The sequence below is a fragment of the Rahnella sp. GSA61A genome (assembly GCF_019969905.1).
GTDB classification, from domain to species: domain Bacteria; phylum Pseudomonadota; class Gammaproteobacteria; order Enterobacterales; family Enterobacteriaceae; genus Rahnella; species Rahnella aceris.
The window spans coordinates 1-23,898 of the sequence record NZ_JAHXYO010000010.1 but is presented as its reverse complement, the minus strand read 5'-3'; the positions used below and the strand labels follow the sequence as shown (position 1 = coordinate 23,898).

Here is a 23,898-nt window from a genome sequence, read left to right as displayed (position 1 = left end):
TCATGCAGGAATGGCCACTGATCGTCTTTACGTTGCTGATCCAGCTTTCCGTAGGCAGCACGCTTTTCACCACATTTATCCTGATGTATGCCGCTGACAGCCTGAATACGCAGGAAAAATGGCGCGTTGCAGTACCTGCCATGTTGCTGGCTTTTGTCGCCGGTGCGCTGGGCCTTGTCGCTTCAACCGCGCATCTGGGCTATCCGCTGAATGCCTTTCATGCGCTGAGTCATATCAGCAGTTCCTGGCTGAGCCGGGAAATCGTTTTCGCCAGTCTTTATCTCGGTATTCTGGGGTTGACCACGCTGATTGGGCTGGTAGCAAAACGCGTCGCGACTTCTCTTATGCTGCTCGCTTCTCTTTTGGGCCTGATTGATCTCTTCTGCATGAGCGCGATTTACGTCCATGCGTCTGTCGCGACCTGGATGCACATCAATACTTACGTGATGTTTTACGCAACCGCGCTGAGTCTGGGGGCCATCACCGCGCTGTGGCGGCTTTCCCGCTGCCCGTGGCTGCCCTGGAAACAGGCGAGGAGGATCTCGGTTATCTGCGGTGGCGCGCTGATCGTCGTTACGCTGGCGCGCCTGCTGGAACAGCCGGTGTATCTTGAGTATCTGAACGGTGTGAGCCGCGATGCGGTGACGTTCCCGCATCAGCCGCTGGTGGCTTTCGCTCAGTCCGGCACGTTGCGGTTGATGGCGTGGGTGATACTGACTGTAGGCACGATTATCACGGCGTGCAGCCTGCAAACGCACCGTATTGGCCGCTTACTGCTGGTGACGGGCGGGACGGCGGTGTTACTGGCAGAAATCATGCTGCGTTTTAACTTCTTCAGCATTCACTGATGCGTGTGTTTTCGCTTCATGCCAGTCCGCGCATGATGTGCGCCGGACGGGCATGCGTGCGCAATACGGTGAAAAATAGCCGCTGCGTGGCCTGTGCAGATGTTTGCCCGACAGGGGCCGTTACGCTCAATGAAGAAGGCATGATTGAGATGGATCCGCAGACCTGTATCGGCTGCGGTTATTGTCTTTTTAACTGCCCGACCGGTGCGCCGGAGGGCATTGCACCGCCGCAAAGACATTATCGCGCTGACCGGCTGGTGATGCCGCTCAGCACCCTTGCGCCCTGTACTGAAGAATTGCTGATGTGGCACAGCGAATACGGCATCCGTTTTGTTGAGATGAAAGCGGAAAGCGCGGCTGGCTGGTTTAAGGCCATCGCCACGCTGAATGTTCGCCTGAAACGAATGCAGGAACCGCTGTGGAATATTGTGCCACCGTCCCGGCAAACGATGAACGGTTCACGCCGCCGGTGGTTGCATCTTAAAAACGAAGGCGCTTCTGCCGGTAACGTACCTGTCGGGCGTCGGTTCAGGCGCGCCCGTTTTACACAGATCAGTGAATATCACGTTGATCTCGATAAACACCGTTGCGTACTCTGCGGCGCCTGTAGCCGTGTCTGTCCCGAACAAGCCATCCGCCTGGATAATCTGGCATTAACGCTGGATCCTGTGAAATGTACCGGTTGTGGCAACTGCGAGGCGGTGTGCTTTGATGGCGCTATCTCCGTATCCGCGCGTGAAAACAGTGAAAGTACGTTAACCGTTTCCAGGCTTGAACAAGCACAATGCCGGGTGTGTGGCTGCATATTTCCCGCCTGGTCTGCGCAGGATAATGAATGTGCGGTATGCCGCCGCCATGCTTTTGGAATGCGTGAGGCCTGAAATGAACATCCCGGCGGGACTGCGTTACACTACAGAGATAATTTTTGGCTCAAATTTTATGCTTTCTGCCGAAAACGAGCCTGTTTTCGGGTCAGAGAACTCTGTTTACACGGCGAAGAAGCGTCAGGTTTTGCCTGAAACGGCGCAAACCTATATTCTATCGGCCAATTTACTGAGACAGTTGCAATGAGGTCTATATGATTATCAAACCACGCATCCGTGGCTTTATCTGTGTTACTGCCCATCCGGAAGGTTGCAAGGCGAACGTTAAAGAACAAATCGACTACGTTACCGCGCAAGGCAAAATCGCAGGCGGTCCTAAAAAAGTCCTGGTGATCGGCGCTTCTACCGGTTACGGCCTCGCTGCCCGCATCTCTGCTGCTTTCGGTTCCGACGCTGCCACGCTGGGTATCTTCTTCGAACGTCCGGGCGATGAATCCAAAACCGCCACTGCGGGCTGGTACAACTCAGCCGCATTCGAAGAATTTGCCGATGCCAAAGGTCTGTACGCAAAAAGCATCAACGGCGACGCGTTCTCTGACGAAGTGAAGCAAAAGACCATTGAGCTGATCAAACAAGATTTGGGTCAGGTTGATCTGGTGGTTTACAGCCTGGCTGCGCCACGTCGCACCCATCCTAAAACCGGTGAAGTGTTCAACTCCACCCTGAAACCAATCGGTAAGCAAGTCACTATTCGCGGCATCAACACCGACAAAGAAACCATCAACGAAACCACGCTGGAACCGGCAACGCCTGAAGAAATCGCGGGCACCGTGGCAGTGATGGGTGGCGAAGACTGGCAGATGTGGATCGACGATCTGAAGGCTGCCGGTGTGCTGGCTGAAGGCGCGAAAACTACCGCGTTCACCTATCTGGGTGAAGAAGTGACGCAGGACATTTACTGGAACGGTTCTATCGGTGAAGCCAAGAAGGATCTGGACAAACGTGTTCTGGATATCCGTAGCACACTGGCAGAGCAGGGCGGCGACGCACGCGTTTCCGTACTGAAAGCCGTTGTGACGCAGGCGAGTTCTGCTATTCCTGTGATGCCACTGTACCTGTCACTGCTGTTCAAAGTGATGAAAGAGAAGGGCACGCACGAAGGTTGTATCGAGCAGGTTTACGGTCTGTACAAAGACAGCCTGTATGGCGCTGAGCCGCTGGTCGACAACGAAGGCCGTCTGCGCGCTGACCTGAAAGAGATCGCGCCAGAAGTGCAGGCTGAAGTGGGTAAACTGTGGAATGAAGTCACCAACGATAACATCGCGGAACTGACTGATTTTGCAGGCTACAAAAGCGAATTTATGCGTCTGTTCGGCTTTGGCCTGAACGGTGTTGATTATGCTGCCGACACCAATCCTGACGTGAAAATCAAACATCTGATCCAGATGTAATCTGATTTAGCGTACAGAGATTATGCGAACCCGCATCTGCCGAAAGGTGGGTGTGGGTTTTTTAATGTTTGGTAGATTTCAAAAAGCCACTTTGAAAGCGGCTTTTATAATCAGATAGCTAAACTCAACCGTATTTTTTGGCGAAGTTTTCATCTGAATCGCACAGATAAATAATGAATTCAATGAATGCAATTATTGAAGGAATAAACGTCCAGCAGAAGATGAGGTATAAGAACCCTTGCCCGATTTTACCCAGATAGAACTTATGAACACCAAAACCACCCAGGAAGAAAGCTAACAATGCTGCAGCAACCCTGCTTTTAGTCCCCTGAGGATTAATACTTTGAGTGGCGCCACAATGAGGGCATGATTTAGCCGACTCGTGGATCTCCTTTCCGCATCCTCTACAAAAAACCATAGATCCCATTTCTATTTCCTTACATGTTATTATTCGGACTAATCTTACCCGTAATTATCATTAAGAAAAAGAGAATGATGATGCTCCAGGCTGATGGGGCGGCGCTCCACCCGTGTACCGCGCGGCTAATGAATGGTCTTCAATATGCTTTCTCATCAATAAATAACGCCGCAAACCCTAAAGCCTGCGGCGTTCTTATTTCATGACACTCTGCTCTGCACATCAGCCATAGGCCACTTTGTGATTGATATGGTAAAAGGTCGCGGTGGCAGCCATAACGTGTTGCTGCTCTTTACCCGGTTTGTGCGATTCCACATTGGTAATGTGGTAGCCGACAGCGCCTGCATCCAGTGCTTTTTTAACAAATGCATTGTTGAGTTCTTCCATGGAGGTAGCCCAGGACACCGTGCTCACGCCGACAGCTTGCAGCGAGGCGATCTCGCGATGTGATAACCCTGAGCGGACCAAAACAGGCTTAACCGCTTTGGGTGAGAATATGGATAAGACATCATTCACTAAGCCTTTCATGGATTTACTCCTCATCAGGTCATTTTTCTAAATCGGATATTAAGCCGCACCGTTAATCGATCGTTGTGATGACGCATCTGAGATATTTAACGGGCGTGAGGTTAATAAATACCTTTTCATGTAATGACCTTTAGCTTTAATTGCTAATTCTTTGTTAAGCAACCTCCCGCCACAATTAACACGAAAGTAACAGAGGATATTTTCACCTGGTTACAGGTCATGTATTTTTGAAATGAGTGCAAGAAGGGGCACATTTCACGCCCTGTCTGCAGTTTGCGCATTTCACCTTTCGTCCACGGTCCGGAGAGTGCGCTGGATAGCGTCGAAGGATTCAGACCCACGGCGCGGGAAGCGGCGGCCAGCATTGCGCTTCGCCAGACCGGTGTTCTCTTGTTATGTCTATTCCAAAACACATTAAAAAATGCCTTCTGCTCCACTAATTGCGAGTCACTTCACATCATCCCTTTCACGAACTCTATATAAAACACCGTGCCAAATAAAAAGAAACATTGTTTCATAAAAACAAATTTCGAATGACGTCTGAGCAAGGATGAATGAGGAATGTTGAAAAAATGTAACGATAAAGTTTCTTATAAAAAGGCCGCAACTTTCAATCAATATAAATTCAATGAAAGAGGGGAAGATGGAAATATTTCTGAGTTTGGTTAAAACACCGGCTGTTATCATTGCGATTATCGCATTTCTGGGATTGGTTTTTCAAAAAGCATCGGTATCAAGAATCATCACCGGAACGGCACTTTCTTTTATCGGATTTACCATGATAAAGGTCGGTGGTTCAATCTTAATGAAAGTGTTAACGGCTTTTAGCACCTTGTTTTCTAACGCCTTTAACATTGTTGGTGTGGTGCCGAGTAATGAAGCCATCATGGCAGCAACCATCGATCAGATTGGTTCAACGGCAGCGATAATTCTGTTGTTCTCTATGGTGATTAATATTCTTCTGGCCCGCTTTACGCGTCTGAAATTTATCTATCTCTCGCTGCATCTTGTCCTGTTTATGTCCTTTGCATTAACAGCAGTGCTGATGCAACTGGGTTATAGCTATTATCCCATTATTATCATCTCGTCGATTTTCATCGGTCTTTATATGGCCGCTTCTCCGTTTTTCCTGAACAGATTTAGCCGTGAAATCATCGGTTCTGACGAATATGCCATTTCTCACGCAGCCATTTCTTCATATATCATCGGTTCATATATGGGAAAATGGTTCGGTAATAAAAAGACCGATACAGAACATCTCAAAATCAGTAACAAGTTTGATTTCCTGCGTGAACCCAATATCGCCACGCTTTTAACGATGCTGGTTCTTCTGCTGATATCCTGTGTATTCGCTACGCAACCGCAGATCAAAACGGCGATGACGCTTGTGTATGGCGCCGGTGCGGCAGATAAAAATACGATTATTTTTATTCTTGAGCAGTCGGCTGTATTTGCTTGCGGTCTGTATCTCGCCAAAGCAGGCGTCAATTTATTTACGGCGGAAATCGTACCGGCGTTTAAAGGATTCTCACGAGTTTTCGCACCTGGCGCGGTCCCGGCGGTGGATGTCATGGTGCTTTTCACTAAAGCGCCAAATGCCACGTTGATTGGTTTTCTGGTGAGCTTCTCTGTGGAACTGGCCTGTATTCTCATTTTCCCGTTTGTCGGATTGCCCATTATTGTTCCGGGCATTATGGCGAGCTTTATTACGGGAGGCGCGGCGGCCATCTTCGGTAACGCCACCGGCGGTTTCCGTGGCGCGATTATTGCCAGTGGTATCAACGGACTGCTGTTATGTGTGTTACCTGCACTGACGTTGCCATTATTCTCACATCTTGGTGCGCAGGGTGTCACATTTGCTGACCCTGATTTCACCCTCTCTTCGCTGATTCTGGACCATCTGATGGGGCTGTTTAAGTAACCACAAAGGCGTCTCGTTATCAGCAGGCCGTCACGGCGATTGATGCCCGGCCTCACTCACAGGCTGGCAAAAAATAATAATCACAGGATTATAAAATCCTGTGATTAGTTTAAACCTCCACCGGTTAACGGTTATTTACGGTTGCTCCACACGGTCTGCACGTTACAGAACTCGCGTAAACCGAAGTGTGAAAGCTCACGACCATAGCCGCTTTTTTTCACGCCACCGAACGCTACGCGCGGGTCTGACGCACTGTAGCCGTTAATAAATACGCCGCCGGTTTCCAGCTCGCCAGTCATCTGTTCTGCCCGTGCCAGGTCGGCGGTATAAATCGTCGCGCTCAGACCAAAATCACTGTCATTCGCCAGTTCGACCGCATGCTCAGCATCGCGTGCAACCGTAATCGCTGCGACCGGGCCAAATAACTCCTGACGGAATGCGGTCATTTGTGGCGTCACGTTGCTCAGAATAGTGGGGGCATAGAAGTTACCTTCGCCAGCAATTTTCTCACCACCGAGCAACAGCGTTGCGCCTTCTGACAGCGTTTCCTGAACCTGCCTGTCCAGCTCATCGCGCAGGTCGTAGCGTGCCATCGGGCCGATGTAGGTGTCGTCGTCCTGCGGGTCGCCGATGACCAGTGCCCGCGTGGCGGCCACAAATTTCTCGGTAAAGGCTTCCAGCACACCTTCTTCAACAATCATACGTTTCGCGGCGGCGCAAACCTGTCCGGTATTCTGATAGCGGCCCGCGACAGCCGCCTTCACCGCTTCATCGAGGTTGGCGTCATTGAGCACGATAAATGGATCAGAGCCGCCCAGCTCCAGCACACATTTCTTCAGTGATTTACCTGCCAGCTCCGCAATAGCACCACCGGCACGCACGCTGCCGGTTACCGTGACGGCAACAATACGCGGATCAGCAATCAACCCGGCAACATCTGCATTCCCGACATTAATTACGCCAAAGGCCCCTGCCGGAAAACCGGCTTTCAGCGCAGCCTGTTTCACCAGACGGGTCGTGCCCATCACGTTAGGGGCAGGTTTAAGCAGGAACGTATTTCCCGCCAGTAACGCAGGTACCGCGCCGCGCAGGATCTGCCAGACCGGGAAATTCCACGGCATAACCGCCAGGATCATGCCGGAAGGGCGGTAATGAATATGCGCTACGCCGTTATCGACCATGGTGGGTTCAGGTGCGAGCATCGCCGGGCCCTGCAGGGCATACCATTCGCACAGGCTTGCGGATTTCTCCACTTCAGCGCGCGCCTGTTTAATAGGTTTACCCATTTCGCGGCTGATCACGCGGGAGATGTCTTCACTGGCTTTGCGAAGTTCAGTCGCCAGATTATGCAGATGGGATGCGCGCTGAGCGATATCCGTTTTGCGCCACTGCTTATAGGCCGCGCTGCCTTGTGTGACTGCCATCTCAAGAGTCAGTGCGGTGTCGAAAGGATACTCTGCGATACGCTGACCGTTGAACGGGTTGAGCGAAATTGCGTGCGTGTCGGGCGTTGTCATTATGTGATCCTCATTTATCCAGTCCGTTCAGCATAGAGACTTGCGAAGATGAATAAAAATGAATAAAAATAAGTAAACCGTTCACTTTTTGAGAAAGACTATGAATCTGTCACAGCTCGAGATGTTTCGCGCCGTTGCTGAAACCGGCAGTATCAGCGCCGCTGCCCAGCGGGTGCATCGTGTCCCGTCGAATCTGACAACACGCATTAAACAGCTTGAGGCGGAACTGGGCGTCGAATTATTCATCCGCGAGAATCAGCGTCTGCGCCTTTCGCCAGCAGGGCGAAACTTTCTCAGTTACAACAACCGTATTCTCGATTTAGTCGAAGAAGCGCGGGTGTCCGTGGCGGGCACAGAACCGCAGGGGATATTTGCGTTGGGCGCGCTGGAAAGCACTGCAGCGGTGCGGATCCCCACTTTACTGGCGCGCTATCACCAGCAATTCAGCAAGGTTGAACTGGCGCTGAGCACTGGCCCTTCAGGGGAATTGCTGGATAAATTGCTGGAAGGGGCGCTGGAAGCGACGTTTGTCGACGGCCCTGTGCTGCATCCGGTTCTGGATGGCGTGCCAGTGTATAAAGAAGAAATGGTGATTGTCGCCCCCTTACATCACGCGCCTGTGACTCGTGGGCAGGAGGTTAACGGGGAGATTCTGTATGCGTTCCGGTCGAACTGCTCTTATCGTCGCCATTTCGAAAGCTGGTTTGCGGATGATGGCGCTGCGCCGGGGAAAATCTACGAAATGGAGTCTTATCACGGCATGCTGGCTTGTGTGATAGCCGGCGGCGGGCTGGCGCTGATGCCGCGCAGTATGCTGGAAAGTATGCCGGGCAGCAGCACGGTGAGCATCTGGCCGCTGGCCGACAATTATCGTTTTTTGACAACGTGGCTGATATGGCGGCGCGGCGCATTAACCCGCAATCTGACAGAATTTGCGGCTCTGGCCTCTCAGTTAACGGTTAACCTTCCGCCACCTGCAAAATAATCTGCCAGTCCAGTGCGAGCTTCAGCGCCACACACGCGGCGCAAACAATAAAAATGGTCTTAAACATAGGGTAAATAAACATCATGTGTGACGTGAGTCACATTTTAAAGCGATGCTGCGTAAACCGCTTTAAATTTTTTGTGCAGAAGATGCTTTTCGTCGATTTCCGGCAGGAAAATTTTTAGCGAAATGAATAAGAGTAAGCGTGAGATCCGCATCAAAAGAAAAGAACTGGCCCGATTTGTACATAATAGCAACATATGTTATTCACGCACTGATACTCTTATAAAGAGAGGTAAATTTAGCTTAATAATGTTTTCCTGCTTATTTTGAAGTTCTGCAGGTGATTTGTGCGCTGAAAATTTATTAACCCAGAGTCAATAATTACTTATAAAACTAACGCATTAAAACGCAATAAACCAAAGAGGCTCACGCAGGAATTGTGTAATAGGTTGTAATATTATCCTGACGCAATTGATATCAATATTGGTTTGTGTAGAATCAGAGTCACTAATTTAATGGCACATATCTAAAGTGAGCACATCATGGACAACGCATTAAACGTTTTGAATAATATCCGTACACTTCGGGCTCAGGCTCGCGAAATGCCTTTGAGTACTCTGGAAGAAATTCTTGAGAAACTGACTGCCATTGTTGAAGAAACTCGCGAAAATGCCAAAGCGCGCAGTGCGCAGCAACAAGAGCGCGACGAAAAATTACTGAAATACCGCGAAATGTTGGCAAACGATGGCATCGCGATTGATGACCTGTTGGGCCACCAGAGCGCGAAAGAAACCACTAAAGCCAAACGTAAGCCACGTCCGGCCATTTATGAGTACACAGACACTGACGGTTCTAAAAAAACCTGGACGGGTCAGGGTCGCACGCCTTCTGCCATTAAAGCAGCGCTGGATGGCGGCGCGACACTTGAAAGCTTCCTGATCGCGCGCTGACCTCACGGCTGATGTGCTGCGCTTTTCTGCCCCGCTTTTTAGCCGGGCAGAAAAACGTACTTCACCGCCAGTTTTTATTCTGCTGTTCCCCCTTTTAAAAATTCTCGCGTTTCTGGGGATTTTTTCCTTTTCATTACTCTCCGTCATTGTTCTTAAGGTAAGCTTAAGTCTGCATAAGTAAGGTTAACGTCTCTTCGTTTACCGGAACTTCTATGCGTACCCGATATTCTTTCGTTCAAATTATGCTCCACTGGCTGGTGTTTGTGTTAGTCGTACTGACCTATGCCACGATGGATATAAAAGGGTGGTTTGCAAAAGGCACGCCAGCGAGGGAGTTATTAGCCCTTACGCATTACAGCCTGGGATTTTGCGTATTATTCCTGATGTGTATGCGTCTGTTTGTTCGCGCAATGTATGTCACTCCGCCGGTTAAACCCGCGTTGCCGCGCTGGCAGCATTATTTGTCAGGTTCGGCTCATGTACTTATATATCTGATGTTTTTAAGCTTGCCGGTGCTGGGCATCTTGTCACGTTATTATGGCGGCCATGACTGGACGATGTTTAACATCCTTATGCCTAAAAGTGTTTTTCCGGATCTCCCTTTACAGAAACAGTTTAAAACGCTGCATGAATGGCTCGCGAACGCCGGGTATTATCTTATCGGATTACATGCTCTGGCTGCCCTCTGGCATCACTATCGCCGGCGCGATAACACGCTAATCCGGATGTTACCTTCGCGAAAATAGCCCGCGGGTGCGTGGGTCTGAGAAACCGTTGCCAGTTTCTGGTATCAACGGAGCGATTAACGTGACGGAAGGAACAATGATGATATCCAGTGCGAGGGGGCATATTGCCTGCTAATAAATGCGGCAGTATCCTAAAGCCCTTCTAATCAAAAGGATATTGAAATGGATACTATTGAAGAGCTAAACGGAACGTACTTTTATCACGGCCACGCCAATCTGAGTAATCAAGAGTTATTTGGTCTAATTTTTATTGAAAGCTTATCAAATCACCTCGGGTTAGATACTACGGCTACAGTTCTCATTATTACAGGGCAGCCTTACATTCCGGTTCCGGGCAAGATGGTAACTGCAATACCGGGAACAAGCGTGGCGTCAAAGCTATCGAGGGCCCTTTTAAAGCAAGCGAAACTGCCCTTTGGCCTTAAAGCGTGGACGCCGGTTGGTAAGTCGTTCAATACCTTGACTATGCGAAAAACCACAAAATGGGCTGCACTGATAGATAGATATGTCCCCTTTGTTGGATATGCAATGGCGGTCATATTAATCCAGCAGGTGGCCGCCGAAACCAGATCAAAATATAATTTAATAGCCCGTCCAGAAGATCGTATTGCATGGACATACTTTTAATGGAAGAAAAAGTCTTATCAATGTTCCGCGAGGAAATACCTGGCTACTACGATTTCGATTTGAAAAGAGAGGTTCCGCTTGAGTTTGATACCGAGCTACAAGATTTTGCTCCAGGTGATGATTTCGTATATGCCCTCGAAGCTTATGAAAAAACCTTTAAAGTGGACCTGTCAGTCGTAAATTGGTCCTTCTACTTTCCCTGGGAAAACCTTCCGTTTTTCACTCGCTGGTTTAAGGTTAAGCGTAAGGACATAGAAAAGACCAGAAAGCCCTTAACTGTAAGAATGTTCGCAGAATCGGCTAAGGCGGGTAAATGGCTTTATGATTAAGGGGCTTTAGCCCCTTTTTTAATCATGCGGTTTGGCGATCATTCCACGAGTCAGCAAAGATAATGTTCCCATCATTATGCTTCCAGGTGATTTTCTCGTAACGCAACTCAACAGTTTCCATATGATTTTCATTCGGATTGCTGGCTGCGGCCATTGCTGGTGTAATCGAAACGATACGCACCTTTTCCAACAGCATGTTGAAATACTCCACTTCCTGACCAGCATCATTTATCCGATACCATTTGATTTCAGCTGAAGCAAGGCATTGACCCGTTGCCACTGCCTTGTAGATGTATGGGCTGGACGAATCGAACTCTTTAACCACAAGCAATGGTGAGTGCATACGTGTACCCGTCACTTTGCCCGTAGCGTTATCAGTGGGAATCATTAAGTTGTGGTGAAAACCTCGAACCTCGATACTGTATTCCCGATGTTTGACATCCACACCGCCTTTAATCAGTGCACCGCCGTCGTCTTTAAGCCATAAATATGCCGGGATTGCCATTTCCGAAAATTCCTTTTTAAAAGTGAGGCTTCAAATTATTCCTTTGTTCAGCCAGGCACAATTAGCGACTGTTGTAATAGACTGATTTTCAGATGTTTATTATTCATGGCGGGTTATCATTGGGATGAATGTTGAATGCGCCCGTTCAGCATTTTAATTTGCATAAACAGGCGCAAAAACTTTACTGTTTTACGCCGTTCTTCTGATAAACACACAAATGCGTATACGCCGCCTGCAACAATGGAATAGTAATCCCCACACGCGTTGCGCGCTCAACCAGATCGCCAATAATCTGCTCTGCTTCGATGGGGTAACCCTGCATCATATCGCGGTACATGGAGGAGGTCTGCGGCGAGCTTTTATCGGTTACCGCTTCCCTGACTTTTGCCACGGCAGCGGCGCGTTCCGCGTAGCCAAAGGCTTTCATGGTGGTCAGCGCTTCGGTGACGATGGCATTCGCAAACTCCGTCCCGCCCGGCGCAGAAGCCACCTGACCGATATTGCCGCGCATGGTGCAGGTGATGGCGCCGAAGCTTGAAAGCAGCAGCCATTTCTCCCACAAATCACTGATAATGGTTTCAGAAAGCACCGCCTCGATATCGGCACTCTGGAATGCCTGATCGACTTTCAGGATGCGTTCAGTTTTTTCGCCGGAGAGTTCACCGTAAATAATCTGATGCATTGGCGTCATCTGGTGAATATGTCCGTCAGTATCCAGCGTCGCGTTGATTTTGCACAAACCACCGATTAACGCATGCTCACCAAAACGCAGGCTCAGCGTCTCCATATGTTTCATCCCGTTAAGTACCGGCATCACCATGGTGTTTTCACCGACAACCGGTGCGATATCTTTCATTGCCGCTTCCAGCCCGAAACTTTTTACAGTCAGTAAAATCAGATCATAAGGCCCGGTCAGCTGCGATGCCTGTAAGACATTGGGCTGGAAATGGAAATCACCGTGCGGACTGTGAATGGTTAGCCCGTCCTGCTCAACCACAAGCGCGCGCTTTTCACGTAAAAGAAACGTCACATCCTGCCCGGCCTGCGCCAGCCGCGCACCAAAATATCCGCCGGTCGCGCCAGCTCCCACCACTAAAATTCTCATGCGTTATCCTTTTTTATCAAGACATTCAGAAACCCTGTGTTTGTTTAAACTACGGGAGGAGGGCGGCAGGGATCAAGAGCCATGATGAATGAGGGATTTTTGAAGATTTTGCCGCGTGATACTATGCCCCATCACTATTTCAACAAGGAGCACTGAATGGCAGGTTATCAGCCTCCGTACAGTATCACACCGCAGATCCTCAACCGGGTTGTGGACGTCGGGGAATTGCTGGGGCGTTGGGCTGCGCATGCTGAACAGTCATCTGTGCTGCTGCGAAAAGAAAACCGTATCCGCACGATTCAGGCTTCACTCGCTATCGAACACAACAGCCTGTCGACACCGCAGGTGACCGCCATTATGGAAGGCAAACGCGTGCTGGCGCCGCAAAAAGATATTCAGGAAGTGCGTAACGCCATTCTGACGTACGAACAGTTACCGGCATTGAAAAGTCATCGTCTTGAGGATGTTCTGAAAGCTCACCAGACGCTGATGCTCGGACTGGTGGATGCGCCCGGCCACCTGCGCAGCGGCAATGTGGGTGTGTATCGTGACAATCGGCTGATTCATATGGCACCACCGGCCGGGCAACTCCCGCGTCTGATATCAGATTTGCTGAACTGGCTGAAGGAAACGGATATCCACCCGCTCATCGCCAGTTCGATTTTCCATTATGAGTTTGAATTTATTCACCCGTTTGCCGACGGTAACGGCAGGATGGGGCGCTTATGGCAGACGCTGATCCTCAGCCAGTGGCGTTCAGAGCTCGCCTGGCTGCCGGTAGAAACGCTGATCCATAATCAGCAGCAGGATTACTACCGCATTCTTGGCGAATGCGATCGTGCCAGTGACTGCACGGCATTTATCAGTTTTATGCTCGATAAACTGGCGGAAGCATTACGTGAAGGCATTGAAACGCAATCCTCACACTGAACGTCAATGACTCATTCGACACCCCCCGCCCGAAGACGGGGGAGTTACACCGCTATTTCCCCCGCGCCAGAACCTTGCGGTACAACACCGGCAGTGAAATCACCACGATCAACATCGCACCGACAATCACCGACATCACGATGCCCGGCACATTCAGCAGACTGAGGCCGAAAGTCAGCAGCCCCATCAGAAACGCGGCAATAATTACGCCGGTCATGCTGCCGGAACCACCGAGCACGCTGACACCGCCGAGCACGGCCATGGTAATCACGCTCAGTTCCCATCCGAGAGCCAGTGTTGGCCGCGTACTGCCGAGGCGCGAGGTCAGCAAAACGGCCGCCAGTCCGGACATTACGCCGACCAGCACGAACAGCGTCAGATTATGGCGTTTCACGTTAATCCCGGAGTACCACGCGGCGACCGGATTGTTGCCGATGGCATAGGTGCGGCGTCCAAAGTTAGTTTTGTGCAGCAGGAAATAAAACACCGCGCCCAGCACCAGGAACAGCGCGAATTCAAACGACAATGGCCCCCAGACATAGCCCTGACCAAACCACGCGAAACTGGCGGGATATTTATTCAGCGACTGATCGCCGAGCAGCACGTAGGTGATGCCACGGAACAAGCTCATGGTGCCGATGGTAATCACGATAGACGACAAATTCAGCCGGGTGACCAGCAGGCCGTTAATCAGCCCGCACAACAGGCCGACGCTCAATCCGACACCGACCAGCGCCGGTGTTGGCAAACCGGCCTGCGCGCAGAATCCCATAATGGTGGAACTCAGCGCCATGGTTGAAGCGACCGACAAATCGATTTCCCGGGCGATAATCAGCATCGCCATCGGCAGCACAATGATGGCTTTTTCGGTGAAGTTAAACGTTGCGTCCGACAGGTTCCATATATTGAGGAAATACGGCGAGGCGAACGCATTCACCACAAATACCAGCAGCGTCACCAGCAGTAAAAATCCTTCCCAGCACATCAGGCGGCGGAAAAACGGCGTGACAGCCATGGTGGTGTTTTCTCCGGCAGCGGAATGCGGCGTGTTGCGCGACGTTAAGGTCTTGTTCATGATCTTACCCCGGTTTCAGTTCGCACAGGCTGGACGGCGGGAGAGTGGCGCAGAATCAGCCGTCCTTTACGTTTGTTGGCGCGTTCGTTGAGGATGACGGCAATCACAATCACGCCGCCAGAAATCGCCATCTGCCAGAACGGCGACACTTCAATCACCGGCAGGGCATTGTTGATGACGCCGAGGAACAGCGCGCCCAGCAGGCAACCGACCACTGAGCCGATGCCGCCCATGGTGCTGATCCCGCCAATGACGCAGGCTGCAACAATTTGTAATTCAAAGCCGTTGGCGACGTCCACGTAAGCCACGGCGAAGCGTGAGATCCACAGATAGCCGCAGAAACCCGCCAGCGCGCCGGAAAGGCAGAAGCTGACGAACTGCATTTTGCCTGCGTTGATGCCGGTGTAATACGCCGCCGTGGCGTTGCCGCCAGCCGTGTAAAGTGCCCGTCCGGTCCGGCTGTAACGCAGGAAATACGCCACCAGAATCAGCGCGGCAATCGCACACCAGCCGAGCAGCGGCAGACCAATAAAGGTGGCGCGTGGCAGACTGAGGAATTCCGGGCTCATCTGATGGGCATTGATCCAGCCGCCGTTTGAGAGCAGGAAGATAATGCCGCGATAAATGCTCATGGTGCCGAGCGTCACCACAATCGGCGGAATACCGACTTTCCATACCAGGAGGCCATTAATTGCGCCCATCACCAGCCCGAGTACGGTTGCCAGTAACACCAGTGACCACACCGGAATATCCGGATGATGGAAGTTAATCAGCGCGACGATCATGCCGGTCAGCGCCAGATTGGCGGCCATCGACAAATCGATACCTTTGGTCAGCAAAACCATCATCTGCCCGAGCGCCAGGATGATCAGAATCGAGGTATCGTTAAACATCTCCAGCAGGTTTCCGGCACCGATAAACTCCGGCGAGCGCACGCCGACGCCCAGCACCATCAGCACTATCACCACCGCCAGCAGCAGCTCGCGGTATTTCAGCAGGTTTCTGATCATGCTGCCTCCTCGCCCGCGCCGCTGGCGGCACTGACAATCATTTCTGCGCTGGCTTCACCGGCGTTGAATTCGGCGACCATCAGTCCTTCATGCATCACAATGATGCGATCGGCCATGCCCATGACTTCCGGTAATTCGGAAGACACCATAATCACCGCCAGCCCGCGCCCGACCAGTTCAGACATAAACTGATGCACTGCCGCTTTCGAGCCGATATCAATGCCTTTGGTCGGTTCATCGAGAATGATGATGTCCGGTTTGGTCGCCAGCCATTTGGCGATCACCACTTTCTGCTGATTTCCGCCCGACAGCGTGCCGACGGCCTGTTTCCAGCTTGACGCTTTCACCTGCAACCGTCTGGCGTAATCATCGGCCAGCGCCCACTCTTTTTTGTCGTTGAGCACGCCGCGCGGATTAAGCTGGCTGAGCTGTGGCAGGCTGATGTTCTGGCTGATGGGCAAATCAATAATCGCGCCTTGTTTCTGGCGCTCTTCCGGCACATACACAATCCCCGCGCGGATGGCCTGAGAAGGACGGGAAAAATGGTGTTCTTTGCCGTTGATCAGAATTTTGCCGCCGTTCGGTTGCGTGACGCCAAATAACGCCTGCATCAGTTCGGTTCTTCCCGCACCGACCAGCCCGTAAAAACCGAGGATTTCGCCTTTGCGCAGTGAGAAGTTAATGCCTGCGAATTCGGTCGGATGGCTGAGGTTTTGCACTTCCAGTACCGTGTCGCCCGGTTTGCAGTTCACTTTCGGGTAAGCCTGACTGACTTCACGTCCTACCATCATGGTCACCATCTGCTGTTCACTGATGTCGCTGATTTTGCCGGAGCCGACATAGCTGCCGTCGCGCAAAACGGTGTAGTAATCGGAAATGGAGAAGATCTCGTCGAATTTGTGCGAGATAAACAGAATCGCTTTACCCTCCTGTTTCAGGCGTTCGACAATCTGATAAAACTCAACGATTTCATGCTGAGACAGGGCGGCGGTGGGTTCGTCGAGAATGACCACCTGCGCATCAAACGACAGCGCACGGGCGATGGCCACCATATGGCGCTGCGCGATGCTTAACTCTTTCAGAATGGCATGCGGATCAATGTTTACCTCCAGACGCGTCAGAATATCGCGTGCCTGCTGATGCATCGCCGGCCAGTTCAGACGTTTAAAAATGCCGCGGTAAAGATAGTGACCGACGAAGATATTCTCGGTCACGGAAAGCTCGTCAAACAGCACGGTTTCCTGATGAATGGCGGTGATGCCGATTTTGTGTGCGGATTCCGGATTCGGCAGTTTTATCGGAATGGCTTTATAGTGCAACTCGCCTTCTTCCGGCTGATAAATGCCGGTCATGACTTTCACCAGCGTCGATTTCCCCGCGCCGTTTTCGCCAATCAGGGCGGTTACTTTTCCCGGATACAAATCCACATGAACGTTATTTAACGCCCTGACACCCGGAAAGACTTTGCTGATGCCCTTCAATGACAACAACGGTGTCGCTGAATCACTCATGGAGTTTCCCCTGTCTGGCTAAGTACAACAAAACGGCTGAACGGTAACCCGGTCAGCCGCATTCAGGATCAGAAGATTTTAGAGAATTTATCGATGTTGCTGGCGTCGTAGACAAACGGTTCAGCCATTGCGCCGCTGCCGTCTGCATCGAGTTTCACTTTGCCTAAACGGCCCATGCTGGCTTCGGTTTTAGTGGCGGTGCCTTTCACCAAATCATCAGCCAGATAAGTGGCGGCGTAACCCAGATCAATCGGGTTCCAGATAGCAAAACTTTTGGTTGCGCCCGATTTTATTGCGCCCGCCATTTCAGACGGCAGCCCCAGTCCCGTTACATACACCTTGCCGATTTTGCCCTGATCTTTCACTGCCTGTGCGGCCGCCACGATACCCACGGAAGAAGGGGAAATAATCACTTTCAGGTCCGGATAGGATTTCAGCAGGCCAATGGTTTCGCGGTAGCTTTTATCTGACAGATCATCGCCATAAGCGACCGTCACCAGATTCACCGAAGGGTATTTCGGCAGCACTTTTTTCATTTCCGCAATCCACAGATTCTGGTTGGTGGAGGTTGGCGTGGCGCTCAGGATGGCTACATCGCCTTTTTCTACGTTCAGGGCTTTCAGCGCATCGGCGGCCAGTTTGACGTTGGTTTCGCCAATCAGCGCGTTGTTAGACGGATTAAGGTGGATCTGGCGGCCCTCTTTGGCGACACCGGAATCCCACGACACGACTTTAATGCCGCGTTGCATGGCTTTTTTCAGCACCGGCACCAGCGCATCCGGGTCATTGGCGGAGACAGCAATGGCATCGACGCCCTGGGCGATCAGGCCATTGAGCACTTCTATTTGCGCCTCGGCGGTGGTGGTGGTCGGGCCGGTATAAATCACTTTCACATCGCCCAGTTCTTTAGCTGCCTGCTGTGCGCCAACGTTTGCTGCTTCAAAAAAACCATTACCCAACGATTTTGCTACCAGGGCGATCTTCACTTCTGCCGATGCCGCGCCTGCCAGCAGGATGCTGCTCGCCATCAGGGTAAGGCTCAGTACGTGTTTTAATTTCATTTTTTGTACTCCGCATAAGTCCGCATAAAGTTTAACGACCAAAAAGTTGCCGACGCGCCAGGCGCATGATCACGACTCTAGGAGGTTGCTGACAGCCTCACCTTTCCGCGAGTGCCAGTTCAGTGCGAACTATGGCAAAGACGCAAAGGTTTGAGCGAACAACCTCACAATTTGATAACAATCTTATTTCAGGCAGGCTAAACGGTCAGAAAAACACACATTACCGGTTTCAGAAAACCGCACTGAAATAAGGCATAAAGCTACGCAGAACGCCGGATTGCACCGGATTTCATCAGGCGGGAAATGTTTTGTTCAAAAGCGGCTGGCGGATCACAGTTTCAGCCCGATGGCTGCCCCGGCGACGACTAAGATATTACGATAGTGTTAATAAGGAGTCGGAAATGACCGTGTTACGCAGTAGTGAGTATTTCCCCTCAGGAGATTTCCCGGTCGCCATTGAACCCCGTTATCCGCAGGAAACTTTTCCTGAACATCATCATCAGGATTTCAATGAAATTGTCCTGGTCGAGCAAGGTACCGGCACGCACGTTTTTAATGACCAGCCGCTGATCCTCAGCGCGGGGAGCGTCTGTTTTGTGCGTCACAGCGACCATCATCTTTATGAAGATACCGAAAACCTGCATCTGACCAACGTGCTGTATCGCAGCCCGAACGCGTTTCGTTTCCTTAATGGCGTCGGTGATTTATTGCCGCAGGAAGTGGACGGGGTGTATCCGGCGCACTGGCGCATCAGCCCGACTCAGATTGTGCAGGCCAAAACGCTGATTAATTTGCTGGCGCGACAACCCGCCACGCAATCGCCGGAATCTCAGGCTCAGCAGGAATTATATTTTATGCAGCTCTTATTATTGCTGCGCAAAGGCAGCCGTGATGTCGGATATCGCGGGCAGGGCGGTGACCTGAACAATGTGCTGGACTGGATGAATGAGCATTATGATGAGGAAATCGACTGGCCGGCATTGGCCGCGCAGTTCTCAATGTCGCTGCGTACCTTGCATCGTCAGATGAAACAACAAACCGGCTGCACACCGCTCAATTACCTCAACCGCCTGCGTCTGCTCAATGCGCGCAACATGCTGCGTTTCAGCGACAGCCCGATCACCGAGATTGCCCACAACTGTGGTTTCTGCGACAGCAATTACTTCTCCACATTGTTTAAACGTGAATTTGGCTATGCACCCAGAAGTGTTCGTCAGTATCAGTAAGCGGAACCCTGTATTTTGCAAAATTGTTATGTCGGGCAGTCCGACCATGACATTTTTGCCATTTCTTAAAATTAAGTGGCAATCACGGAAAGGTAAAAACCAGACGGATAGAACAGGCTGTTAAAACTTCACAAAAAAGAACTTTTTTATTAACAACTCGTTCATCAACTCTATCCGTATTTTGGAGACCCTTACATGAGCACAGTTCAGAAACGTATGTACATCAACGGCGAGTTCGTTGAAAACACCGGCGGTAAGTGGATCGACGTTATGAACCCGGCGACAGAACAGGTGATTTCGCAGATCCCTGAAGGCTCAGCAGAAGACGCCAGAAAAGCCATTGATGCAGCAGAAGCGGCGCAGCCGGGCTGGGAAGCGTTACCTGCGGTAGAGCGCGGCGTGTGGCTGCATAAAATTGCCGACGGTATTCGTGAGCGCGAAGCCGAACTGACGGAAACCATTATTGCGGAAGGCGGCAAAACCTACGGCCTGGCGCAAACCGAAGTACTGTTCACCGCCGACTACCTTGATTACATGGCGGAATGGGCACGCCGTTACGAAGGCGAAATCATTCAGAGTGACCGGCCAAATGAAAACATCTTTGTGTTCCGCAAAGCCATCGGCGTGACCACCGGTATTCTGCCGTGGAACTTCCCGTTCTTCCTGATCGCCCGTAAAGCCGCCCCGGCGCTGATCACCGGCAATACCATCGTCATCAAACCGAGTGAAATCACGCCAAACAACGCGGTGATTTTCGCGGAAATTATTCACAAAATTGGCCTGCCAAAAGGTGTGCTGAATATTGTCACCGGCTACGGCCCGACCGTCGGGCAGGAACTGGCGGCGAATCCTAAAGTCGGCATGGTCAGTCTGACCGGGAGCGTGGCTGCAGGTATCGCCACCATGACTGCGGCGGCACAGAACGTCACTAAAGTCTCACTGGAACTGGGCGGTAAAGCACCAGCCATCGTGATGAATGACGCCGATTTGGATCTGGCGGTGAAAGCCATCGTGAGCTCGCGCGTCATCAATACCGGGCAGGTGTGTAACTGCGCGGAGCGTGTTTACGTGCAGGAAGGCGTATACGACGAATTCATTTCGCGCATCAGCGAAGCGATGAAAAAAGTAACGTTCGGCAATACCGCCGAGCAAAAAGAGCTGGATATGGGACCGCTGATCAGCGCGGCGGCATTGCAGCGTGTGGAAGATAAAGTGGCGAAAGCCGTGTCACAGGGCGCAAAAGTGCTGCTGGGCGGCAAACGTCATGGCGACAAAGGTTTCTTCTATCAGCCGACGGTGCTGGTGGATGTGAAGCAGGACATGCCGATCATGCATGAAGAAGTGTTTGGTCCGGTGCTGCCGGTCGCCACGTTCAAAACGCTGGATGAGGCGATTGCCATGGCAAACGACAGCGAATATGGCCTGACGTCATCGATTTACACCAGCAATATAAATACGGCGATGAAAGCGCTGAAACAACTGAAATTCGGCGAGACCTACATCAACCGTGAAAACTTCGAAGCCATGCAGGGCTTCCATGCGGGCTGGCGTAAGTCGGGCGTCGGTGGTGCCGACGGTAAACATGGCTTGCAGGAATATCTGCAAACGCATGTCGCGTACCTGCAGTTCCATTAATTAACACACTGTGGCCGGAGCAGGGGAACCTGACTCCGGTTTTGCTGACTTTCACCTGACAAGGAAACCCCATGAGCCGCAACGATTTCCTGACCGGCATTCGTCAGCATAAATTCATGCAAACGCTGTTCCCGCCACCGGCTGAAAAATCCCATCCGCAGCAAGAATTTGGCCGTGCGCTGACCCTGATGGGCGGTATCTGGGATGACCGGTTCCTGCGGGCACCGCAAAATGGCTACACCACGCTGAATGCCTATCTGCGCGGGTTATATCCGGCAGACTCGCTGTTTTGCTCCGCCACGCCGGAGATTATCGCAGAGAGGAGTCTCGACGCCCGTACTCAGGCGGCATCGCTGAAAGATGTTGATGTCGGCGTGGTCCGTGCCTGTTTTGGTGTCGCAGAAACCGGCGCAGTCTTTCTCAGTGATCCGCAACTTTGTGTGAACACCCTCAGCGCGATGGCTAAAAACCTGGTCGTGCTGCTCGACGTTAACCACATCATCGAACATCTGCATCTCGCCCACCGTCAGCCGCAGCCTTTTAATGCCCGTTACGCGATTATGGTCACCGGCCCGGCGGCGATCGCTGACAGCGAAAGTGCGCTGATGCTGGGTGCCAAAGGCGTCCAAAGCCTGCGGGTGATCGCGCTTTAAGTCCGAAAACCCACGGATCCTGCTGTACTCATCCCGCTTAAAATAACTCCTGTAAATAAAATAAATCCTATCTGATACAATCAGTAAACGGGTGCACAACGGGCGTGCCCTTAATGCCGATCAGTTAAGCATTTTTATGAATACAAATTCATTTTTGTGCTTCAAAGGATAATGAAGGAATCAGGCTTATAGCGCTATTTTTCTTCATCGAAGGCCCAAATTCACGGACCTCATTTCCTTAAGTGACCAGCATTAGGCGTGCCCTGACTTTTTACGGCAAGTGAGTGCGGCAACCATGAGCGTGATACAGAGCCTTATCAAACAAGCATTTGGAACCGGTAACAGCAACGAAGCAGCCACTTTCCTGGCCAGTGCGTGCAACCGGATGAAAGCCATGGATAAAACAACCATCGCCCGCGAAGTGGAAAGCGCGCTCAGAGGCATCAGTTTCAGCCGCGCCGAGACAGATAAGGCAAAAGTAAAAACTGTTTATAAAGACACCGCCGTCACGCTCGAAAAGCTCGCCTCACTGGAAAAACAGGTGTGCAGCCTGAAGAATGAACTGGCCGTTGCGCGTAACCAAACAGGCAAAGGCAATACAGAAGACGCTGAGCGGATGAAAGGGGAGTTGTCGCGTCTTAACACCCGCATCAGCGAACTGCTTCGACAATCTGACATACAGAAAAAGCAGCACGCCGATGAACTGGCATTGTTGCGTTCGCGCCAGCGTGCAGACGGCCATTCAAACTCCGCAGAACTCGATGCCGCCAACAGCCTGATTGCGTATACCGGCAGTCAGATGACCGCGATGGCGGCGGCGCGTGATGCGCTGCAACAGCGTTTAACCCGGCTGGAAACCGAGTCGGAACGCCGGGTGCGTGAGGAAGAAGATAAACGCCATGCCGCCAACCGCCGTGCTGACGGGAATTACGCCCTGCTCGGACAGCAGAAAGAACTGACGGCTGAGGCGAACCGTAAAATCACGCAGCTTCGTGCCAGCCTGAAACTCGAAGAGTATGAAGGGCAGAACGCGAAGACCGAAAAGGCAAAACTGAAGAAGCAGATGGCCGAGCTGGAAGATGAAAACAGCCGCCTGGCCGAACGCTTGTGTGATAACGAAGAAGACTGCGAACGGCTCAGTAATGCGCTGGAAAGAACAAATCAGGAATTTGCTGCCTACAAAAAGCAAAAAGAACGCGTGGCCCGCTGGATCCACATACCCGGCGCCATGATGGGGATTTCCGTCGTTGTGCTGGTATTGTACTCAGATGCCCAACCCGGACATCTGTTTGACAGTCTCGCCCCCGCTGTATTTCTGGGCAGCGTCGTCTATGCCCTTTCCCTGATGATTGCGTTTACCCGCAGGGCGTAACCGGGGGGCGGGTCTAAAGAGCCTCTGTTGTGGTCAGATAACAGAAGGGCTTCACTAGCTTTTGTCTGGTACCTCTTATTATTAACACTTCCCGAATTCCCAATTCTGAGTAAACTCTATTCCCACAATTTCACCATGTGAATACAGTTTCCTCACACCCCGAAAAGCAGGATGCTTTTCACATGTCAGCCAGGGACCGGAATGAACACACTTTCCCGCTATTCTCTCGATATCTGGAACAGCCCGTACCATCTGGACGTGCTGAGCTTTCGCGGCGAGGAACATCTCAGCGAGACTTTTTCCTACACCGTTGACGTCACCTGCCCCGAACCGGATATCGGTGCCGCGCAGATGCTGCGCCAGTTCACCTGCTTTACCCTGGGCACGCCTTTCCAGCCTGAACGCGTCGTGTACGGCGTTATCCGTGACTTTCAGCGCCTGTCCACCTCCGCCGACGAAACCCTGTACCGGATCCGGACTGGGAACGCTACACCTCACTTGATGCGGCAACGGACAGCCTTTTAACGAAATAACAGGGACAATCACCAATGGATGACAATTTCGAAAAGGCGCTGGCATTTTTCACCCCGCCACCTGACAGCTGGGTCTGCAGCGGACAAAGAAAAATTGAGGCCGCAGGCCAATGGATTTGGGAAACCCTGCAGGGA

The 23,898-nt window shown here is 51.5% G+C and carries 23 protein-coding genes and 2 pseudogenes; 15 read left to right on the top strand and 10 right to left on the bottom strand.

The window, feature by feature from the left end; genetic code table 11:
• The first annotated feature begins 2 nt into the window (after positions 1-2).
• The 3 genes from LC431_RS13970 (at position 3) to fabV (ending at position 3,123) form a co-directional block, all read left to right on the top strand.
• Entirely contained in the window at positions 3-848 is an 846-nt protein-coding gene (locus LC431_RS13970; RefSeq protein ID WP_014416627.1) for a DmsC/YnfH family molybdoenzyme membrane anchor subunit, read from the top strand.
• The gene (locus tag LC431_RS13965) at positions 848-1,729 is read left to right on the top strand and encodes a 4Fe-4S binding protein (protein ID WP_131637397.1); all 882 of its coding nucleotides are present in this window, start codon (positions 848-850) and stop codon (positions 1,727-1,729) included. The genes LC431_RS13970 and LC431_RS13965 overlap by 1 nt, the downstream gene beginning before the upstream one ends.
• Before the next feature lie 197 nt (positions 1,730-1,926).
• A complete protein-coding gene (fabV, locus tag LC431_RS13960) occupies positions 1,927-3,123 on the top strand; it encodes an enoyl-ACP reductase FabV (protein WP_013578012.1) in 1,197 nt (398 codons plus the stop codon).
• 124 nt (positions 3,124-3,247) lie between these two features.
• Here the strand turns inward: fabV and LC431_RS13955 are convergent, their stop codons facing one another.
• The 3 genes from LC431_RS13955 to LC431_RS13945 all read right to left on the bottom strand — a co-directional run bounded on the left by LC431_RS13955 (position 3,248) and on the right by LC431_RS13945 (position 4,434).
• A complete protein-coding gene (locus tag LC431_RS13955) occupies positions 3,248-3,550 on the bottom strand; it encodes a TM2 domain-containing protein (protein ID WP_013578013.1) in 303 nt (100 codons plus the stop codon).
• 213 nt (positions 3,551-3,763) lie between these two features.
• On the bottom strand, positions 3,764-4,069 hold the full coding sequence (locus tag LC431_RS13950) for a DUF1471 domain-containing protein (RefSeq protein WP_014416631.1): 306 nt from the start codon (positions 4,067-4,069) through the stop codon (positions 3,764-3,766).
• Positions 4,070-4,212: 143 nt separating this feature from the next.
• Positions 4,213-4,434 carry a helix-turn-helix domain-containing protein gene (locus LC431_RS13945; RefSeq protein ID WP_121019859.1) on the bottom strand — a complete coding sequence of 74 codons (222 nt, stop codon included), beginning with the start codon at positions 4,432-4,434 and terminating at the stop codon, positions 4,213-4,215.
• Positions 4,435-4,697: 263 nt separating this feature from the next.
• On the opposite strand from LC431_RS13945, the gene LC431_RS13940 reads away from it, so the two are divergent.
• Positions 4,698-5,990, top strand: a complete 1,293-nt coding sequence (locus LC431_RS13940; protein WP_314521912.1) for a PTS transporter subunit IIC — start codon at positions 4,698-4,700, stop codon at positions 5,988-5,990.
• Between the two features lie 131 nt (positions 5,991-6,121).
• On the opposite strand, the gene LC431_RS13935 is transcribed toward LC431_RS13940, so the two are convergent.
• Positions 6,122-7,507, bottom strand: coding sequence for an aldehyde dehydrogenase family protein (locus LC431_RS13935; protein ID WP_223510002.1), 1,386 nt, complete (start codon positions 7,505-7,507; stop codon positions 6,122-6,124).
• 100 nt (positions 7,508-7,607) lie between these two features.
• Here LC431_RS13935 and LC431_RS13930 point away from each other — a divergent pair, with 100 nt between their 5' ends.
• From LC431_RS13930 to LC431_RS13910, 5 genes are all read left to right on the top strand, one after another.
• Positions 7,608-8,492, top strand: coding sequence for a LysR family transcriptional regulator (locus tag LC431_RS13930; protein WP_013578018.1), 885 nt, complete (start codon positions 7,608-7,610; stop codon positions 8,490-8,492).
• Positions 8,493-9,037: 545 nt separating this feature from the next.
• Positions 9,038-9,445: an H-NS family nucleoid-associated regulatory protein gene (locus LC431_RS13925; protein WP_013578019.1), complete on the top strand. Its 408-nt coding sequence runs from the start codon at positions 9,038-9,040 to the stop codon at positions 9,443-9,445.
• Positions 9,446-9,657: 212 nt separating this feature from the next.
• Complete coding sequence (locus LC431_RS13920) at positions 9,658-10,191, top strand: cytochrome b (protein ID WP_013578020.1); 534 nt, start codon at positions 9,658-9,660, stop codon at positions 10,189-10,191.
• A gap of 162 nt (positions 10,192-10,353) precedes the next feature.
• Positions 10,354-10,818, top strand: coding sequence for an STM2901 family protein (locus LC431_RS13915; protein WP_013578021.1), 465 nt, complete (start codon positions 10,354-10,356; stop codon positions 10,816-10,818).
• Entirely contained in the window at positions 10,803-11,147 is a 345-nt protein-coding gene (locus LC431_RS13910) for a DUF1493 family protein (RefSeq protein ID WP_037032727.1), read from the top strand. The genes LC431_RS13915 and LC431_RS13910 overlap by 16 nt, the downstream gene beginning before the upstream one ends.
• Positions 11,148-11,169: 22 nt before the next feature.
• Here the strand turns inward: LC431_RS13910 and LC431_RS13905 are convergent, their stop codons facing one another.
• The gene (locus tag LC431_RS13905; protein ID WP_013578023.1) at positions 11,170-11,652 is read right to left on the bottom strand and encodes an Hcp family type VI secretion system effector; all 483 of its coding nucleotides are present in this window, start codon (positions 11,650-11,652) and stop codon (positions 11,170-11,172) included.
• A gap of 181 nt (positions 11,653-11,833) precedes the next feature.
• Positions 11,834-12,757: a 2-dehydropantoate 2-reductase gene (gene panE / locus LC431_RS13900; RefSeq protein WP_223510001.1), complete on the bottom strand. Its 924-nt coding sequence runs from the start codon at positions 12,755-12,757 to the stop codon at positions 11,834-11,836.
• A 156-nt stretch (positions 12,758-12,913) separates the two neighbouring features.
• Between panE and LC431_RS13895 the strand changes: the two are divergent.
• A pseudogene (locus LC431_RS13895) lies at positions 12,914-13,684 on the top strand (Fic family protein); the annotation flags it as partial.
• Between the two features lie 55 nt (positions 13,685-13,739).
• On the opposite strand, the gene LC431_RS13890 reads toward LC431_RS13895, so the two are convergent.
• The 4 genes from LC431_RS13890 to rhaS (LC431_RS13875) all read right to left on the bottom strand — a co-directional run bounded on the left by LC431_RS13890 (position 13,740) and on the right by rhaS (LC431_RS13875) (position 18,344).
• Positions 13,740-14,702, bottom strand: a complete 963-nt coding sequence (locus tag LC431_RS13890; RefSeq protein ID WP_099049221.1) for an ABC transporter permease — start codon at positions 14,700-14,702, stop codon at positions 13,740-13,742.
• Between the two features lie 56 nt (positions 14,703-14,758).
• A complete protein-coding gene (locus tag LC431_RS13885; protein ID WP_013578027.1) occupies positions 14,759-15,772 on the bottom strand; it encodes an ABC transporter permease in 1,014 nt (337 codons plus the stop codon).
• On the bottom strand, positions 15,769-17,283 hold the full coding sequence (locus LC431_RS13880) for a sugar ABC transporter ATP-binding protein (protein ID WP_134705309.1): 1,515 nt from the start codon (positions 17,281-17,283) through the stop codon (positions 15,769-15,771). The genes LC431_RS13885 and LC431_RS13880 overlap by 4 nt, the downstream gene beginning before the upstream one ends.
• A 68-nt stretch (positions 17,284-17,351) precedes the next feature.
• The gene (gene rhaS / locus LC431_RS13875) at positions 17,352-18,344 is read right to left on the bottom strand and encodes a rhamnose ABC transporter substrate-binding protein (RefSeq protein ID WP_112197654.1); all 993 of its coding nucleotides are present in this window, start codon (positions 18,342-18,344) and stop codon (positions 17,352-17,354) included.
• A 401-nt stretch (positions 18,345-18,745) separates the two neighbouring features.
• Here rhaS (LC431_RS13875) and rhaS (LC431_RS13870) point away from each other — a divergent pair, with 401 nt between their 5' ends.
• The 5 genes and pseudogenes from rhaS (LC431_RS13870) to LC431_RS13850 all read left to right on the top strand — a co-directional run.
• The gene (gene rhaS, locus LC431_RS13870) at positions 18,746-19,570 is read left to right on the top strand and encodes an HTH-type transcriptional activator RhaS (RefSeq protein WP_013578030.1); all 825 of its coding nucleotides are present in this window, start codon (positions 18,746-18,748) and stop codon (positions 19,568-19,570) included.
• Positions 19,571-19,765: 195 nt separating this feature from the next.
• Positions 19,766-21,205: an aldehyde dehydrogenase gene (gene aldA / locus LC431_RS13865; RefSeq protein ID WP_223510000.1), complete on the top strand. Its 1,440-nt coding sequence runs from the start codon at positions 19,766-19,768 to the stop codon at positions 21,203-21,205.
• Positions 21,206-21,276: 71 nt separating this feature from the next.
• On the top strand, positions 21,277-21,858 hold the full coding sequence (locus tag LC431_RS13860; RefSeq protein WP_013578032.1) for an LUD domain-containing protein: 582 nt from the start codon (positions 21,277-21,279) through the stop codon (positions 21,856-21,858).
• 394 nt (positions 21,859-22,252) lie between these two features.
• Positions 22,253-23,230, top strand: coding sequence for a hypothetical protein (locus tag LC431_RS13855; RefSeq protein WP_223509999.1), 978 nt, complete (start codon positions 22,253-22,255; stop codon positions 23,228-23,230).
• 201 nt (positions 23,231-23,431) lie between these two features.
• A pseudogene (locus LC431_RS13850) lies at positions 23,432-23,704 on the top strand (contractile injection system protein, VgrG/Pvc8 family); the annotation flags it as partial.
• Positions 23,705-23,898: the final 194 nt, after the last annotated feature.

Excerpts from the sequence above, each read along its gene's own strand:
- panE (WP_223510001.1), bottom strand. The coding sequence starts at position 12,757 with ATGAGAATTTTAGTGGTGGGAGCTGGCGCGACCGGCGGATATTTTGGT.
- LC431_RS13940 (WP_314521912.1), top strand. The coding sequence starts at position 4,698 with ATGAAAGAGGGGAAGATGGAAATATTTCTGAGTTTGGTTAAAACACCG.
- LC431_RS13905 (WP_013578023.1), bottom strand. The coding sequence starts at position 11,652 with ATGGCAATCCCGGCATATTTATGGCTTAAAGACGACGGCGGTGCACTG.
- LC431_RS13890 (WP_099049221.1), bottom strand. The coding sequence starts at position 14,702 with ATGGCTGTCACGCCGTTTTTCCGCCGCCTGATGTGCTGGGAAGGATTT.
- LC431_RS13910 (WP_037032727.1), top strand. The coding sequence starts at position 10,803 with ATGGACATACTTTTAATGGAAGAAAAAGTCTTATCAATGTTCCGCGAG.
- LC431_RS13925 (WP_013578019.1), top strand. The coding sequence starts at position 9,038 with ATGGACAACGCATTAAACGTTTTGAATAATATCCGTACACTTCGGGCT.
- rhaS (WP_112197654.1), bottom strand. The coding sequence starts at position 18,344 with ATGAAATTAAAACACGTACTGAGCCTTACCCTGATGGCGAGCAGCATC.
- aldA (WP_223510000.1), top strand. The coding sequence starts at position 19,766 with ATGAGCACAGTTCAGAAACGTATGTACATCAACGGCGAGTTCGTTGAA.
- LC431_RS13880 (WP_134705309.1), bottom strand. The coding sequence starts at position 17,283 with ATGAGTGATTCAGCGACACCGTTGTTGTCATTGAAGGGCATCAGCAAA.
- LC431_RS13955 (WP_013578013.1), bottom strand. The coding sequence starts at position 3,550 with ATGGGATCTATGGTTTTTTGTAGAGGATGCGGAAAGGAGATCCACGAG.
- LC431_RS13915 (WP_013578021.1), top strand. The coding sequence starts at position 10,354 with ATGGATACTATTGAAGAGCTAAACGGAACGTACTTTTATCACGGCCAC.
- rhaS (WP_013578030.1), top strand. The coding sequence starts at position 18,746 with ATGACCGTGTTACGCAGTAGTGAGTATTTCCCCTCAGGAGATTTCCCG.
- LC431_RS13855 (WP_223509999.1), top strand. The coding sequence starts at position 22,253 with ATGGATAAAACAACCATCGCCCGCGAAGTGGAAAGCGCGCTCAGAGGC.
- LC431_RS13935 (WP_223510002.1), bottom strand. The coding sequence starts at position 7,507 with ATGACAACGCCCGACACGCACGCAATTTCGCTCAACCCGTTCAACGGT.
- LC431_RS13970 (WP_014416627.1), top strand. The coding sequence starts at position 3 with ATGCAGGAATGGCCACTGATCGTCTTTACGTTGCTGATCCAGCTTTCC.
- LC431_RS13920 (WP_013578020.1), top strand. The coding sequence starts at position 9,658 with ATGCGTACCCGATATTCTTTCGTTCAAATTATGCTCCACTGGCTGGTG.
- LC431_RS13950 (WP_014416631.1), bottom strand. The coding sequence starts at position 4,069 with ATGAAAGGCTTAGTGAATGATGTCTTATCCATATTCTCACCCAAAGCG.
- LC431_RS13945 (WP_121019859.1), bottom strand. The coding sequence starts at position 4,434 with ATGCTGGCCGCCGCTTCCCGCGCCGTGGGTCTGAATCCTTCGACGCTA.
- LC431_RS13965 (WP_131637397.1), top strand. The coding sequence starts at position 848 with ATGCGTGTGTTTTCGCTTCATGCCAGTCCGCGCATGATGTGCGCCGGA.
- LC431_RS13885 (WP_013578027.1), bottom strand. The coding sequence starts at position 15,772 with ATGATCAGAAACCTGCTGAAATACCGCGAGCTGCTGCTGGCGGTGGTG.
- fabV (WP_013578012.1), top strand. The coding sequence starts at position 1,927 with ATGATTATCAAACCACGCATCCGTGGCTTTATCTGTGTTACTGCCCAT.
- LC431_RS13930 (WP_013578018.1), top strand. The coding sequence starts at position 7,608 with ATGAATCTGTCACAGCTCGAGATGTTTCGCGCCGTTGCTGAAACCGGC.
- LC431_RS13860 (WP_013578032.1), top strand. The coding sequence starts at position 21,277 with ATGAGCCGCAACGATTTCCTGACCGGCATTCGTCAGCATAAATTCATG.